This window comes from Pseudanabaena sp. UWO310 (assembly GCF_006861605.1).
Lineage (GTDB): Bacteria > Cyanobacteriota > Cyanobacteriia > Pseudanabaenales > Pseudanabaenaceae > Pseudanabaena.
The window spans coordinates 41,766-56,498 of sequence record NZ_SELU01000017.1 but is presented as its reverse complement, the minus strand read 5'-3'; the positions used below and the strand labels follow the sequence as shown (position 1 = coordinate 56,498).

Genomic DNA, 14,733 nt, shown 5'->3' with positions numbered 1-14,733 from the left:
TCCTTAAGAGCGATTGCCTTCAATTGTAAACAATTGTTAAGATAATTCCATCAAATAAAAAGCAAATTGTTAAACAATTTCGCATCTCAAGGAGAAATGTATGGAAACCAAATTTGATTTTAGCGGCGATAATCTTTTCAAACCCATCGCTTTTCGTGAAGACTTCAATCAATTTGCACGCCTTAGCGAAACCCAAGCTTGGTCACTATTTTTTACCGCCAGCCGTGAAGATAGTGCCCTTGGATTTAGCAGAGCTGCTGGAAGATTTTGGACGGGGCTAGTAGTTGCTACTGTTGTTGAAGCTATTCTCGGCGTTACTATTTTTCAAGTTTTTTAATCAACGGCAACCGCTCAAATCACGATCGCTATATTGTCTAGAGCCTCTTGATTTGAGCATTTAAAACTAACTTGTGCTAACTTGCCCGCACATTTTTAATCAACCAATTAAACTTGGCTTCGGCAAGTTCTAGGTTACTGATCATCGACTGACTGAATCCGCCAAGATGAGCCTCTAACCCATCGAGATCGTAGCCATAGCCGAGTCTACTGACAGTGCCACGGAGGCGATCGGAAACACAAAGGCAAATCGCGCGATAAAATCTTGACGAAAAATTTGTATCCTGCTGTAGTTTCGATAAAAGCTGCACTCTGGGAATCGATAGCACTACGCTCTCCTCTAACGATCTCACGCTAGCAAGCGGTGGTCTCGTATCGATAAAAGATACTTCACCAACGATTTCACCTTCAGAAATTCTGGCGAGCTCTTTTTTATCCTGTGATTCAATGGCAACACTAAACGAGCCATTCACCACAATATACAGAGCTTCGCTGATTTGACCTTCTCGAATCAATAGGCGATCGGGCGGAATCGTCTCTCTCTTTCCTTTCTGGACAAACCAGTCAAGATCGCTATTATTAAGTTCGCTAAAGAAAAGCAAAATTTTCTTCACATTTAACCTCTGTAGCTGAATAAAACGTAAGAAGTCATATTCTTACAGATTCTTTCGTAGAAGTGACAATGCTGCTTGAAAAACTTAAGAAATGGTAATCTCGCAGCCTTTATAGCTGCCGCCAACTTTATCAAGACATAAAAACCAGAATAGTGTTGCCGCGCTCCGCGCGGCAACACTACTCTGGTTTTTAATTTTGTTCTAATACCAAGTTAAGAAATGGCGTAGCCATTTCTTAACTTGAAAACCCTTACTAGATTTAGTTTTTAATTCACAAAAGTGTTGTCATATTTTCGCGAATTGGTATTAAGTAGCTAGGCGCAATTAAATATAAAATCCCAAGCCCTGTAGCGCACGCGCAGCGTGCGCTACAGGGCTTGATAGGGCTAAAACCCAACCTATTGAGGGATCAACATCAATTTTAGAGTCATGGGCTTAGATAAGTCGCCTTCAAATAGAATTTTGCAATTGGCATGAAGATGCCGAGCAATGTGATAAAGAGATTCAATTTCCTCTAGAGCGTCTATTTTGACAGCAATCTCTTGTAATGAAAGAGATACGGTTGACGATCGCAAGGTGTCAACGAGTTTCTTTTGCAAAGCAAGGACTTTTGCGCCAGCTTTCTTACCCGCCTCGACTCCAGGCTGATGGTAAGCATTGATATTGACTAGGGAAGCATAGAAGCTCACCGCCCGCTCGTATAGGGCAATTAATGCACCGACCGTCAGTTCGGATACCACGGGGATCGTCACTGTAATTGAGTCTCTACCATTGTCATAGAGGGCACTGCGAGTTCCTTGGAGAAACCCTAACAAGTAATCACCTGTAACCACACCTTCTTCAACTTCAGGATGAGTCTTGGCGGAATCTTGCAGAACTTCGATGAAAGTTGCAAAAAAGTTAGGAACGCCTTCACGCAACTGTTGTACGTAGGCATGTTGGTCGGTAGAACCCTTATTTCCATAGACGGCAATCCCCTGATATACGGTATTGCCATCGAGATCTTTTTCTTTACCAAGAGATTCCATTACTAGTTGTTGCAGATAACGGCTAAAAAGTAGAAGTCGATCCTTATAGGGGAGGACTACCATGTCTTTTTCGCCTTTACCATTGCCCGCAAAGTACCATGCCATAGCAAGCAAGGCAGCGGGATTGTGGCGCATATCTTCGTTGCGGGTAGCCGCATCCATTAAATTTGCGCCACGCAACATTTCGCGAATATTAATACCTTGCAAAGCAGCAGGTAGCAAACCAACAGCCGATAGTTCTGAGGTTCTACCACCAATCCAGTCGTACATGGGAAATTGATCGAGCCAATTATGACCGATCGCATATTTCTCCAAAGCACTACCAACCCCTGTGATCGCAATGGCTTGCTTGGCAAAGTCTAACCCTGCTTTTTGAAAAGCAAATTCAACTTCTTTCATCGCATTAGCGGCTTCAGGCGTGCCCCCAGACTTAGAGATAACTAAAACTAAGGTGGTGCTAAGGCGATCGCCTAATAGATCGAGCACTAAATCGATCCCATCGGGATCGGAGTTATCCAAAAAGCTAATTTTGAGGGGCACATCCGCCTTAGCAAAGCATTGGGCAACAAATTGGGGTCCTAGAGCCGATCCACCAATGCCAATGGACAGAATGTCGGTAAAGCGATCGGCGGTCGGTGGATGAATGTCCCCAGCATGGACTTTTTGGGTGAAATCTTCAATGCGATCGATGGTTTCCGTAATATCTCGACGTAATTCTTCTGTAGGGGCGAGTTCAGGCGATCGCAACCAGTAATGTCCAACCATACGTTGCTCATCAGGATTAGCGATCGCGCCCGACTCTAGGGCTTTCATATCTGCAAAAGCCTTGACAAACTTAGGTTGTATCTGTGTTATAAAGTCTGGCGTAAATCCAATCCGACTGATATCCACATAGATACCCAAATCTACGTGGTAGTACAGCCAGTCTTGATAACGTTGCCACAGTTCCACAGCCGAACTCATACGAACCTCACTTTGCTTTTTCTAAATAGCTTAGATGTGAATAGCTTAAAACAGGCGATACACAATGCCAATCGTAAGTGATAAGTAGCAACCTTGTTTGAAGTTATTTGTACAGATTTGGCTGGTCAAGTTGATCTCTGATTTTTAGATTTAGCGGTTTTCGCGGCTGTAGCTTGAAAAACATCGAATTTGGTTATTAAATCTACGTTAAGAAGTACATCAAAGTTGGCTTACTGACCCTAGCAAAGTGTTATGGTGATCACATAGCCAAATCAGCTATTCGGCGTAATGGGGTAATTAAAACAAGATTACGCGCCACAACTTTATTTTGGCTGATTTGGAACTCAGAAGCGAGGTTATAAAGATGAAACTTGTAATTCAAGGCAAGAATATTGAAGTCACGGAAGCCATCCGCGAATATGTCGAGCAAAAGATCGACAAAGCGGTGAGCCATTTCCAAGCATTAACGACCGAGGTGGATGTCCATCTCTCAGTGGCTCGTAACCCTCGCATTGCTTCTAGTCAATCGGCAGAAGTAACAGTGTACGCCAATGGATCGGTGATCCGCGCTGAGGAGAAGAGTGAGAATTTGTATGCCAGCATCGATTTAGTAGCTGACAAAATCTCACGTAAGTTGCGTAAATTTAAGGAGCGCAAGACCGAGCGAACGGCGGCAAAAACTAGTGTTGCAGTACTAGAACAACCTCCTTTACCATTGCCAAACGACAATCGGGTGGTTGAATTACCTTCTCAAGTTGTGCGAAATAAGTATTTTGCCATGCCCGCCCTATCCGTTGATGAGGCTCTAGAGCGTCTAGAGTTAATCGACCATGATTTCTATGTTTTCCGCAATGCTGATACAGGGGAAATCAACGTTGTCTATGAACGAAATCATGGTGGTTATGGGGTAATTCAACCCCATGATGTCAAAAAACATTAAAAATAAACAATGAAGCTGCCCAGATACTTGCGACGCGGTATCGCAACTTATTGAAATGTGTCAACATTGCGGTGAATTAAAAACCTAGAAGAGCATACCTCCCCGCTACGCGGGGAGGTATGCTCTCTGGTTTTTAATTATGCCGAACTAATTATTGCTTCATTTTATTTGAGTGAAAGTAAAAATCCCTCAAAAAAAAGAGTGGCGCGTTGCGCCACTCTTTTTTGCTGATTAAATTTGCTACGCTAGAAGAAGAAAGCGAATCTTTCGCTATTTCATCCTCCACAATTTTATTTTTATTTCAGAGCAGATATGACTGTTAAGTACGGCGAACAAGCGATCGCAGAAGCAACGCTCACTACTTTCCCAAATCCTAGAATTGGCAGAGACTATAACATCCAACTTACTCTTCCCGAATATACTTGTAAGTGCCCATTTTCAGGCTATCCCGACTTTGCCACCATTCACATTACCTATACCCCAAACCTGTTATTGGTCGAGCTAAAAGCGATTAAGCTGTATATCAATAGCTATCGCGATCGCTTCATCTCCCACGAAGAAGCCGTAAATCAGATTTTGGATGATTTTGTAAAAGCTAGCGATCCTCTTAGAATTAATGTCAAAGGCGATTTCAGTCCTCGTGGCAATGTTCACACCCTTGTCGAAGTAAATTACACCAAACCTCAAGAAACAATCTAGCCATAAATACGTCCCATGGATATGAGCATCGTTGATTTATGAAACTTCGCAAAAAATACCCAACATCTGCCAACGCTGAAATTAATCTGACTGCATTGCTAGATGTAGTATTTTCAATTCTGGCGTTTTTCATTCTGTTATCCGCCGCCCTTACCGTGCCCAGTCGCATTGGGGTCGATTTACCCATTAGCGATCGCAATACTAAGGGCGAATCAAACTCAGAAGGGCTAAAGCCAGAAGATGTTTTTGTAATCACCCTCGATCCTTCGGGACAAATGCTAAAGGATGGGAAATTTATCTCTTCCTCCCAATTAGCCCAAGATATTAGTAGATTCTTAGCAATCTCTAGCAAGGGAATGGTTGTACTTAGTGCCGATGACTCCAATGTCTCCTATCAAATTGTGATTAGTCGTCTATCAGAATTAAGAGCAATTGCGGGAAATCGGGTGGCGATCGCCACATCACGATCTTAGTTATTGCGATCTTAGTCATTTTCGTCATTTCCAGCTCGGTTTCCACCAAAAAAGCAAATAAGTATAGCGGTAGTCAGTGATGTTAAGACAATTCCAAAATGCATGTATGGTGCTTTGCACCGCAACGCTATGCTTGGTTTTTATGTATTAACTTTAAGTGGCTATCGCTATTCAAGAAATTTTAACTACTTACAAAAATCCATGTTGCCAACCGAACCGAAGAGTGACCTAAGCGACCTAACTGTAAGTCAAACCAATCAACCTGAGATGAAGCGCACGCAGATATCTACACTGCATAGTTCCATCCTTAAATTTACCCATAAGGCAGGTAAACTCGCTGTCAAATATCCCTTTTGGGTACTTGTAGCTGGCTCTCTTGGAATTCATGCTGCTTTTGCATTTATTACACCAAATCCACTTAAAAAGACCGAGACCACCCCAGAACCAGTAGTCGTCTCAACGCTTCCCGTTGTCAAATTACCACCCAAATCACCTATTACCTCACCAAACAAATCTCTCTTCAGCAACCTATTTGTCAAGCCTATTCCCAATAAAATTGGCACGCCCCTCAATTCATTTCCCAATACATCACTTAATTCACCTTTAACCTCGTTGGATCTAAATTCCCCAGATAATTTAGAAGATTTGCCCCCGTTATCCTCCGATTTTTCGGGCATGTCAACTTCGCCCCTCTCCAAATACACCAGAGAGCCCGAACAATCGGTAAAAACCCAACCTCGCGTATCGACTCCCCCCACCAATCCTCCCTCTCGCTTTACCGCATCGGGACAGATCGATAACAGCAATCCCCCACCTAAAACGACCAATAATAGTAATTTGAAGCCTGAATTTCAAAATGGGGGCATCAAAAATCAACCAACTTCGCCTACGTCACCTCCGCAAAACAATCCCAATACGAAGCCAACTAAAACTCCCATTAACTCACAAGGATCACAAGGATTAGTTGCCTCGAATTCTAATAATGGCGATCGCAATGAAGCGGAGATCGTCAACATTTCATCGCCTTATCCCACCAATGACCAACAATTTATCGATTTATTATCAAAACAAGCGGTTATCAATACAAGGATTGTTCCTGAGGGGAAATTAATATCAGCAACTGGCCCCGAAAGAGAAAAAGGAGTGGAATGGATCGCCCCCAAGGTGTCTAGTGTGGCGGGAAAGAGTGGCTCGGTCATATTTATGTGGCTGGTTGATCCTAGCGGTAAGGTTAAGAAACTCTATTTAAAGTCCAGTGGATTTAAAGAGTTAGATGATATTGCCAAGGAGACGGCTAAGGAATATAAATTTAAACCCCTTGAAGATCCGCAAAGTGGCAAGTTCCGACTCGTTACGGCTAAGTATGAATTCCCCTAATATCGCTTAGGCAACGAGCTTTAAGAAAGGGTTTGCTACGCAAACCCTTTCTTAAAGCCCAAAAGCAAAAGCTTTGCGTAGCAAGGCTTTTGCTTTTGGGCTTTTGAAATTTGCCAGCTTAACCAGAACTGAAGTTAAAGCAATTACCGATCAAACGAACTACAAGGAAATTTTTGAAAGCGTTGCAAAGCAACGCTTTCAAAAATTTCCTTGGTTTGGGTTTGAGCGCAAAGCGCTGTAATTAAATATAAAACCCTAAAACCTGCGGCGCACGCTGCGCGTGCGCCGCAGGTTTTAGATGAGGTTAAGGATAGATAATTGGGAAATCGGGGACATATTTGCCATCACAGGCATATTTGGCTCGATATTCCTGTAAAACCATGCGATCGCCTTCTAGTTTATAAATCGCTGATGAGCCACAATCGCCGACCCCACGAAACTTAGTGAAATTGGTCATGGTCTGCGATCGTAGATTAAGTCGAGGCATTCCCACAATCGCCCGTTCGGTAACTCGTTTAGGCTTTTCGCCATTTTTAGGCTCTTGAAAAATATCAAAGTCAAGGGAAACAACCCTTGGTTTTGGCGATTCATCACTCCATAGGACATATTCAAAAACCCCTTGATAGGCGGCGAGCGAGCATTGAATTTGCACTAAATATTTTTTGTCTGAGATAGGGAAAGCTTTAGAACCCATCCCTTTCTGCGTATCCCCATCTTGAAAACTATCTTTACAAATTCCAAGGCGTTCGCGATTTTGTAATACATATTGCAATGGTTCAGAACTAGCATTCGAGCCAGTTGGCTTCGTATTATTTCGCGCAAGATATCTGAGTAATTGCTCTTCTGTTAGTTTGCGACTGGGGAAAGTTACTCGCATCACAGGCTCAGGATTTTGGGTGGTTGGGGCTTCGAGTGTATATATGTAACCATCATTATTAAACTCAATTGCCCCCTCTTTTTGAGGGTTATAATTTGTCGCTTCTAGATTTAAACCACCACTCCCATCTTTGTTACGGCTGACATAATAACGTGGGCGATCGGGTTCTTTGGCATCGGCACAAATATATATTCGATAATTAGAAGTCTCGCCGTAAGCATAGGTAACTTTCGATTTCCCGCAAACGCTATTGTCTTCAAGATCTTTGATATCACCAATGGCGATCGCTTTTGGTGGTGTATTATTGGGGGCCTCAGCGATCGGCTTTTGTGTTTCTGGAGATTTAGTCGGAGATGCCGCTACGGGCTTAGGACTAGTGGAGGTCTGGGCATTACTTGGGGAAGGCGAAGAATTTGATGCATCCTGATTAGAGCATCCAAGCATTGTAAGGCTTGCCAATGCAGCCATTAAGCCCAATCGAATTTGCAACATGAGTCTTGCTCCTTATAGCTGCTCTTTAGTATAGAGTTTCCATCCCGTCACAGGCTAGATTACAGTGCTTTGTCCTCTCATCAAGTTATATCAATTCCCAAAATGGCGTTGCCATTTTGGGAATCTCAAAACCTTACTGGGTTTGTTTTTCAATTCACAAAAGTGTTATCACACTTTCGTGAATTGGTATTACTAGGTGCAAAAACAAATCTTTACTATTGGCTGTGAACAAGAATCGACTCTAAGGCTTTAAGTGTTTTACCGCGCTTTGCGCTCAAACCAAGGAAATTTTTGAAAGCCTTGCAAAGCAAGGCTTTCAAAAATTTCCTTGCGGTTCATCTGCTCAATAATTGCTGTAATTACATTTATACCCAATTAGGTATGACCTTTAGAATAGTGAATATGTTCCTTAGCTTGGTGGGCTGTCATTTCTTTGATATAGCAATCCTAAATGGTTTGTGGAAGCGCACCCCAAAGGGGTGCGCTTCCACAAACCCCAAAATCTACAAATGATTTAGGATAGCTATATAGCTACAGTCACTTGACTTAGGACAAATCAAACCCCAAGAATTGACTGGCGGCGCGAAGCGTCGCCAGTCAATTCTTGAGGTTTATGTCCTACAATTAGCGACAGCTATAATCACTGCCCGAACCGTAGTGCCATGCATCGATCCGACTTTGCAACCGATATTGTTGTTCGGGGAGGAGGTTGCCGATCGCTGATTCTAGCGGTGGGCTAATTAGATCGCAAAAACTATATGCCCCCAAGCCAAGATAATGCTTAAGCCAATCGAACAAGGTTGGCATCCCTACCTGTTGCATGATTTTGAGAATTAGGATGGGATCGGCAATGGACATCGCTAGCATCGTTTGAGCGAGGGGGATAAACTGCACGACATCTTGCAAAAAAGGATAGAGTACCCGATCGCCTAGTTTCTCCATGGCTGTAAAGGTGACATTAAGTAAATAATTAATGCGATCGCTTTCGATTTTCTGATTGACACCAACACTCATGGACTTTTGAAATAGCCAAGTTACCGATAGATTGGGTTGATAGGGTTGAAGCGATCGCAAACTTTCCTTGGTTAATAAATCAGCTTGCAAAGTGCTGTTAATCCCCTTACTTAAGCGCGGCAGATGGCGTACCATTGCCCCAAATCCACCAAAACTAAGGGGAGACTGCATTCCCGAACTATCCCCTACTTGTAAAATCCGATTCCAAGGGGTCTGTAAAGGATTATTTTGGTAGGAAGGAAAAAAGCCAAAGAGAACTCGTTTGAATTCCAGTTGGGAAAGTTCGATGTCCTGATATTGAGGGAGCCAGAAAAGATAATCTTCCATCAATTGCGCGAAACTCGGACGTTGCGGATCGGCATCCACATAGGTAAACATATAAGTGGTTCTCCCATCCCGCGCAGGGAATGCTTCCCAAAAATACTGGCATTGATTTTGGATGGGGGTAAAGCTATAGATCAGGTCGCCGTAATTTCTTTCTGGCATTCCCTTTGCACAACTACCGACCACCATACAAATTCCATCGGGCTTAATATTGCCCTGTACTTGCGATCGCGCTTGCTTGGCGATCGGGGAGAAATGCCCCATGACATCCAGTAACAGTCTTCCTTTAATAGCGATTTTCTCACGATCTATCCGATCAATGCGATCATCTACGCGATCGTACTGTCGCGCAAATTCTACGGATACACCATCGGTATAGACGATCGCCTGCGTAAATGTGGCTTGCTCCCATAGCGTTCCACCCGCACCCAAAAACTTTTGTTTGAGAACTTCGAGTAGATAAACAGGATCGATCCCAATATTAAGAATATCGCGCACCCATAGCTCTTTGCCGCCATTAAAACCAACTCGCGCAGGATTGTATACAGTGGCAATAGCAGTTTCGAGCTCGGGTTCAGTTAATAAACCTAATTCTAAAAAAGCATTTAATTCCTGTCGGGAAATATTCCATTCTTGCTCTCTTCCGCGCAAGAGCCCCCGCTCGATAATCGCAACGCGCCAGCCTTGACATTGCAACGCACAGGCGATGAATATCCCCAAAGTGCCGCCGCAAACGATCGCATCAAAATTTTGTTCGCCCTTTTGCTCACCTATTTTCCCCTGCACCGTTTGCACTACTGGCGGAATCGTCTGATTTCTTTGCCGATAACTCGTCCAAAAAGCATCCATGCTTTCTAATTGCGCTGGAGTTTCCGCAGGCATTTGCGATCGCAGGGTTTGAAACAATGACATAGTTTTAAAAATAGTAAATATCGACTAAGAAGCGGCTAAGACGATATTTATTATCCTAACGCCATCCTAGAGCTTATAGCGAGGATCGCAATAGTCACGAAACCATTTATTGGCAGCATCGGCGATCGCCGCTTCACTCACGTCCACGGGGGGAGTTTGACCGACTCGCATAAATGCCATCGCCAACCGCCAACCATGGGCAGTCGGCACAACAAATAACCAGTAAGCACGCTGCGTTGTTTCTGACCTTCCCGTTTGTCGTTCCAGCATCGAGATAAATACCTGTTGGGGCAGGCGATCGCGATCTTGATCGGGTGCTAGGGGCAAAGGCTCTAGTTCTGGTTGACTTACGGTCATTACCTCCCGATTAATCCGCAACCGACTATAAACGCGATTGAGATAATCGGGCAAATCCTTGGCTAGGGACTGGCTCAAGCTCGGAAAATCCGCAGGGCAAGTCCGATTATTAATATAGTTTTCGGCATTGACTGCCTTAGGAATATTGATCAATACGGCGATCGCGATCGCCAATCTAGCTAGCTGATGATAAGTCATCCAATTTCCTACCATATTTATTGCGGGGGGACTTGAGGAAGCTCTTGAGGATCTTATATAGCTGTCTCCCAAGAATTGATTGGCGGCGCTTCGCGCCGCCAATCAATTCTTGGGGTTTGATTTGTCCTAAGTCAAGATTAAAAGCTAGAATTAAAACCTGTAGCGCACGCGCAGCGTGCGCTACAGGTTTTAATTCTAGCTTTAGTTATTTAGAATTGCGTAATTCTTTAATTTGATCGTCAATGCGGCGCAAAACGCCATTAATAAACCGATAACCATCCTCACTGCTATAGCGTTTAGCTAGCTCTACCGCCTCATCGATCGCAATTTTACTTGCCACGCTCATAAACATCATTTCCGCCGTGGCAATCCGCAAAATATCTTTGTCTACCTGTGCTAGCCGCTCGATCTGCCAGTTTACTAAAGCACTACTAATAATTTCATCAATTTGCGATCGCTTGCCATTGACCGTCTTGAGAATATCGATCGTATAATTGCGTACTTCAGTCCGTTGCGCCAATACCAAGGTGACGGGAAATTCCAGAGCTGCCCCAATATTATTAATTGCATTTTTGGTTAGTTCGATCGCTTCTCGTACCATCCCTTCAACGGCTTGGATATCTTGGCGGATATCACTAGTACGGTTTTCACTAGAAGTAATCCGCTCTTGACTACGTTGTAACTCAGCGCTAGCGGTTTGTAATAATTCTTTAGTTTCATCTTGCAGCGATCGGACGACCGCAGTAACAATGTCATCAAGGGTCTTAGTTTCTAGCTTTTGGGATTGGCTAGGTAATTGGTTGATGCTAAAAAGTGCGAGTTCGCGGGCGATGTGGCGGGGTTGCATATGAGGAGATAAAATTAAGCCAATTGAACATCGTATCATTCTCTAGCATGTTTATTTTTTAGGGATTTGGCTTTGCCTAACTCCCCATCAAAACCCATCAATAAGTACCTCAGCATAATTAAAATCTAGATCTAAAACCTGCGGCGCACGCTGCGCCGTAGGTTTTAGAATTTTATATTTAATTAAGCCCATTTACTTATTGCCTATTAGTTATTAATTATTAGTTATTAGTTAAATTTTAAAGAAAGATGACTCAGACCTTTACCGCTACTCTTCATCATCAAGGACAGACCTTTACCGTGCCCGTCCCCGAAAATGAATCGATCCTCGATGCCGCGATCGCCCATGGATTAGATTTACCCTGTTCTTGCTATGCAGGTGTATGTACGACTTGCGCCGCCCAAATTGTCAAGGGTGAAGTCGATCAAAGCCAAGGCATGGGTATCGGCGGGATGGGCGACGAACTGGACAGCAAAGGCTATATTCTCCTATGCGTATCTCATCCTAAATCCGATGTCGAAATTTACACTGATAAGGAACAGGATGTATACGCCATCCGCTTTGGTCATAGTTCTTAATTAAAAAACAATTACCAAAACCCGTGAAGTTGCGCCCCGTAGGGCACAACTTCACGGGTTTTGGTTTGTGATTAATTATGCCCAGCGATTTGAGGCACAGCTACTTAAGTGGCTGCGCCTCAAATCCAGAATCAAAAGCTGTAGCGCACGCTGCGCGTGCGCTACAGCTTTTTGGGCTTTTACAATTTGCCAGCTTAATCCAAAATGACGTTATTTAATTGCGCCTAGATACATATAGCTACAGTCACTTGAATTAGGACAAATCAAACCCCAAGAATTGACTGGCGGCGCGAAGCGCCGCCAGTCAATTCTTGGGGTTTATGTCCTATTACATTTGGCGATCGCTATAGCAAAAATTTTGCAGTGAAATTTTCGCAAATTATGCATTAGGAATATAGCCAAGCTACTATAATGCATTCAAAAAAGCAGCTAAAAATATTCATGCACTATCAGAATCGATCGCACCGTCAAGGTTTCTGGCTTTTTGGGAAAAAATTGTTTAATAGCCCTTTTTTTCACAGATCAAATCGGCAAGTCTGGCAACGGGCGATCGCATGGCTATTTATGGGTCTATTTATGGGTTTATGTTTGTTCGCCTTAGCAGCCTGCGAACCAATTCCAGAACCAAATCAATCCAGCGTTGGGAGCGCTGACCGCCTGAAAAGAGTACTCAGTCGCGGCAAATTGATTTGTGGAGTCAGTGGTGAATTACCAGGATTTAGCTTTGTAAATAAAGAAGGCAAATATTCGGGGCTAGATGTCGATATTTGTCGAGCGATCGCCGCCGCTTTATTTAACAACCCCGAAGCGGTACAATTTCGCAACCTCAATGCCAAGGAGCGGTTTACCGCTCTCCAGTCGGGGGAAATCGATATTCTAAGTCGTAATACGACATGGACGCTAAGTCGCGATACCGCCTCCCGTCTTGCCTTCATGCCGATTGTTTTTTATGACGGGCAGGGCGTAATGGTACGAAAAGACAGCAATATTAAGGCGATCACCGATCTTAAGGATGCTGATATTTGCGCCCAAACGGGAACAACCACTGAGCAAAATCTTGCCGACCAAATGCGGAAGCGCAACCTTGCCTATAAACCCGTGGTCTATGAGGATGTCAACGCCACATTTAATGCTTATCAATCTGGGCGTTGTACCGCGATTACCGCCGATCGCTCTGCCCTAGTCGTACGGCGGACTAGCCTTGCCGATCCTGACAATCACGTAGTTTTAGACTTTGTAATTTCTAAAGAACCCTTAGCCCCTGCGGTCATCGATGGCGATCCGAAATGGTCGGATATTGTGAAGTGGATTATTTTTGCGGCGATCGAAGCCGAGGATTTAGATATTTCTTCGGCAAATCTGACAACGCAACTACAGAGTAAAAATGCCGAAATTCGCAGATTTTTAGGACTAGATGGCAGTTTAGGTAAAGATATGGGAGTTGCCAATGATTTCACCGTGCGGGTAGTTAAGCATGTTGGCAACTACGCCGAAATCTACGATCGCAATCTCGGTAAAGATAGTCCTTTCAAATTGCCACGCGGTCAGAATGAACTATGGAAAAATGGCGGCTTAATGTATGCGCCACCCTTCCGCTAATGCTTACGCCTTTCCCAGTCAAGAGATAGGGGTGCGGGGCTTTGCCCCGCACCCCTATCTCTTGATTTTGGGAATCTCAAAACCTTGCGGGGTTTGCTTAGGACATAAAACCCTAAAGATGAGTGGCGGCGCAATGCGCCGCCACTCATCTTTAGGGTTTTGAAGGGAATTTACCAGCCAAATATTGAGGCGATCGCTGGCAAATTAGTACTAGAAACCGTATCTTCAGAATTTTCAGCCTGATCTACACCTTCAATGAGTTCTTCAGTACAAAAAGTAGCTTGACTAAATCCTCCGAAACGCTGCACAGTGCTAGCTCTCATGCGTACATTCGGAGCGGGAAACCAAAATCGCTCGTAGGAACTCATGGAAGGATAATCCGTAATCAAAACGAGGGCATCTTCGGCATCAATTTCATAACGACCGATGACTGGCATTACCTCGGCATAGCCGCGCTCGCGCAAAAGTTTACCCTTACGCCCCGTTTCGTCATCGGGTACGAGGGCAAATACCGTTTCTCCTGAATGATTTTCATCATCATCCTTGTCCCATGCCATTGTGCCATCCCATTTGACATAGGCTCCACCGATCGCTCCTGTGGGCTCGACTTCATGCATTTGACAAATTTCGATTACCTTCGGATCGTCAGCATTAAGCGGATTTACATAAATTTCTGAGCCACCCTTTTCGGCGCGACGAAAGGCTAGGTGATGGGTAGTCCGTTGCGATCGCCATTTGCCTGCACTTTTTTGAAAAAACTCTAAAGCATTCATAGTAATTTTGATAAAAGTCTTAATAAAAGTCTTGATAAAAAATTTTGATAAAAGTCTTGATAAAAAATCTTGGTAAAAAATTAGCCTAAACTCTAAAATACCCTGCCTGCGATCGCAAAGCACATACGGGATAAGAATTATATTACCCCTAAGATGAGAAGGTTGACACACAACCCTCTCATCTCTCAAACAAGCAGGCATCTAGAAATGAACAAGAGAACCTCCAAAGATGAGTGGCGGCGCAAAGCGCCGCCACTCATCTTTGGAGGTTTGACTTGTCCTCGCCGTCTCTTACAGGGCATTTACCAAATTAGAGTCTCCAAGATCAACAA

At 43.9% G+C, this 14,733-nt stretch carries 14 protein-coding genes; 7 read left to right on the top strand and 7 right to left on the bottom strand.

The window, feature by feature from the left end:
• Nucleotides 1-100 precede the first annotated feature (100 nt).
• Entirely contained in the window at nt 101-337 is a 237-nt protein-coding gene (locus PseudUWO310_RS07720; protein WP_142600114.1) for a hypothetical protein, read from the top strand.
• Nucleotides 338-413: 76 nt separating this feature from the next.
• Here the strand turns inward: PseudUWO310_RS07720 and PseudUWO310_RS07715 are convergent, their stop codons facing one another.
• Nucleotides 414-950, bottom strand: a complete 537-nt coding sequence (locus PseudUWO310_RS07715) for a cyclic nucleotide-binding domain-containing protein (RefSeq protein WP_142600113.1) — start codon at nt 948-950, stop codon at nt 414-416.
• Nucleotides 951-1,348: 398 nt separating this feature from the next.
• Nucleotides 1,349-2,941, bottom strand: a complete 1,593-nt coding sequence (locus PseudUWO310_RS07710) for a glucose-6-phosphate isomerase (protein WP_142600112.1) — start codon at nt 2,939-2,941, stop codon at nt 1,349-1,351.
• Between the two features lie 364 nt (nt 2,942-3,305).
• Between PseudUWO310_RS07710 and hpf the strand changes: the two genes are divergently transcribed.
• The 4 genes from hpf to PseudUWO310_RS07690 all read left to right on the top strand — a co-directional run bounded on the left by hpf (nt 3,306) and on the right by PseudUWO310_RS07690 (nt 6,430).
• Nucleotides 3,306-3,881: a ribosome hibernation-promoting factor, HPF/YfiA family gene (gene hpf, locus PseudUWO310_RS07705; protein WP_142600111.1), complete on the top strand. Its 576-nt coding sequence runs from the start codon at nt 3,306-3,308 to the stop codon at nt 3,879-3,881.
• Nucleotides 3,882-4,193: 312 nt separating this feature from the next.
• Nucleotides 4,194-4,580: a preQ(1) synthase gene (queF, locus tag PseudUWO310_RS07700; RefSeq protein ID WP_009625631.1), complete on the top strand. Its 387-nt coding sequence runs from the start codon at nt 4,194-4,196 to the stop codon at nt 4,578-4,580.
• A gap of 38 nt (nt 4,581-4,618) precedes the next feature.
• On the top strand, nt 4,619-5,053 hold the full coding sequence (locus PseudUWO310_RS07695; RefSeq protein WP_142600110.1) for an ExbD/TolR family protein: 435 nt from the start codon (nt 4,619-4,621) through the stop codon (nt 5,051-5,053).
• A gap of 201 nt (nt 5,054-5,254) precedes the next feature.
• The gene (locus PseudUWO310_RS07690) at nt 5,255-6,430 is read left to right on the top strand and encodes an energy transducer TonB (RefSeq protein WP_190315943.1); all 1,176 of its coding nucleotides are present in this window, start codon (nt 5,255-5,257) and stop codon (nt 6,428-6,430) included.
• 304 nt (nt 6,431-6,734) lie between these two features.
• Here PseudUWO310_RS07690 and PseudUWO310_RS07685 read toward each other — a convergent pair whose 3' ends face one another.
• From PseudUWO310_RS07685 to nusB, 4 genes are all read right to left on the bottom strand, one after another.
• Complete coding sequence (locus PseudUWO310_RS07685) at nt 6,735-7,799, bottom strand: DUF1176 domain-containing protein (RefSeq protein ID WP_142600108.1); 1,065 nt, start codon at nt 7,797-7,799, stop codon at nt 6,735-6,737.
• 624 nt (nt 7,800-8,423) lie between these two features.
• Nucleotides 8,424-10,049 carry an FAD-binding oxidoreductase gene (locus tag PseudUWO310_RS07680; RefSeq protein ID WP_142600107.1) on the bottom strand — a complete coding sequence of 542 codons (1,626 nt, stop codon included), beginning with the start codon at nt 10,047-10,049 and terminating at the stop codon, nt 8,424-8,426.
• A gap of 66 nt (nt 10,050-10,115) precedes the next feature.
• Nucleotides 10,116-10,604: a hypothetical protein gene (locus PseudUWO310_RS07675; RefSeq protein ID WP_142600106.1), complete on the bottom strand. Its 489-nt coding sequence runs from the start codon at nt 10,602-10,604 to the stop codon at nt 10,116-10,118.
• A gap of 205 nt (nt 10,605-10,809) precedes the next feature.
• Nucleotides 10,810-11,451 (bottom strand): transcription antitermination factor NusB, encoded by a 642-nt coding sequence (gene nusB, locus PseudUWO310_RS07670; RefSeq protein WP_009629442.1) that lies wholly within the window; start codon nt 11,449-11,451, stop codon nt 10,810-10,812.
• A gap of 248 nt (nt 11,452-11,699) precedes the next feature.
• On the opposite strand from nusB, the gene PseudUWO310_RS07665 reads away from it, so the two are divergent.
• Together PseudUWO310_RS07665 and PseudUWO310_RS07660 are read left to right on the top strand one after the other, a co-directional pair.
• Nucleotides 11,700-12,029 carry a 2Fe-2S iron-sulfur cluster-binding protein gene (locus tag PseudUWO310_RS07665; protein ID WP_009628536.1) on the top strand — a complete coding sequence of 110 codons (330 nt, stop codon included), beginning with the start codon at nt 11,700-11,702 and terminating at the stop codon, nt 12,027-12,029.
• Nucleotides 12,030-12,470: 441 nt separating this feature from the next.
• The gene (locus PseudUWO310_RS07660; protein WP_142600105.1) at nt 12,471-13,628 is read left to right on the top strand and encodes an amino acid ABC transporter substrate-binding protein; all 1,158 of its coding nucleotides are present in this window, start codon (nt 12,471-12,473) and stop codon (nt 13,626-13,628) included.
• 170 nt (nt 13,629-13,798) lie between these two features.
• Here PseudUWO310_RS07660 and PseudUWO310_RS07655 read toward each other — a convergent pair whose 3' ends face one another.
• A complete protein-coding gene (locus PseudUWO310_RS07655; protein WP_142600104.1) occupies nt 13,799-14,401 on the bottom strand; it encodes a phycobiliprotein lyase in 603 nt (200 codons plus the stop codon).
• Between the last annotated feature and the right edge of the window lie 332 nt (nt 14,402-14,733).

Coding starts and splice junctions, on each gene's coding strand:
- PseudUWO310_RS07690 (WP_190315943.1), top strand. CDS start 5,255: ATGTTGCCAACCGAACCGAAGAGTGACCTAAGCGACCTAACTGTAAGT.
- PseudUWO310_RS07675 (WP_142600106.1), bottom strand. CDS start 10,604: ATGACTTATCATCAGCTAGCTAGATTGGCGATCGCGATCGCCGTATTG.
- PseudUWO310_RS07720 (WP_142600114.1), top strand. CDS start 101: ATGGAAACCAAATTTGATTTTAGCGGCGATAATCTTTTCAAACCCATC.
- PseudUWO310_RS07660 (WP_142600105.1), top strand. CDS start 12,471: ATGCACTATCAGAATCGATCGCACCGTCAAGGTTTCTGGCTTTTTGGG.
- PseudUWO310_RS07695 (WP_142600110.1), top strand. CDS start 4,619: ATGAAACTTCGCAAAAAATACCCAACATCTGCCAACGCTGAAATTAAT.
- PseudUWO310_RS07655 (WP_142600104.1), bottom strand. CDS start 14,401: ATGAATGCTTTAGAGTTTTTTCAAAAAAGTGCAGGCAAATGGCGATCG.
- hpf (WP_142600111.1), top strand. CDS start 3,306: ATGAAACTTGTAATTCAAGGCAAGAATATTGAAGTCACGGAAGCCATC.
- queF (WP_009625631.1), top strand. CDS start 4,194: ATGACTGTTAAGTACGGCGAACAAGCGATCGCAGAAGCAACGCTCACT.
- PseudUWO310_RS07680 (WP_142600107.1), bottom strand. CDS start 10,049: ATGTCATTGTTTCAAACCCTGCGATCGCAAATGCCTGCGGAAACTCCA.
- nusB (WP_009629442.1), bottom strand. CDS start 11,451: ATGCAACCCCGCCACATCGCCCGCGAACTCGCACTTTTTAGCATCAAC.
- PseudUWO310_RS07685 (WP_142600108.1), bottom strand. CDS start 7,799: ATGTTGCAAATTCGATTGGGCTTAATGGCTGCATTGGCAAGCCTTACA.
- PseudUWO310_RS07665 (WP_009628536.1), top strand. CDS start 11,700: ATGACTCAGACCTTTACCGCTACTCTTCATCATCAAGGACAGACCTTT.
- PseudUWO310_RS07710 (WP_142600112.1), bottom strand. CDS start 2,941: ATGAGTTCGGCTGTGGAACTGTGGCAACGTTATCAAGACTGGCTGTAC.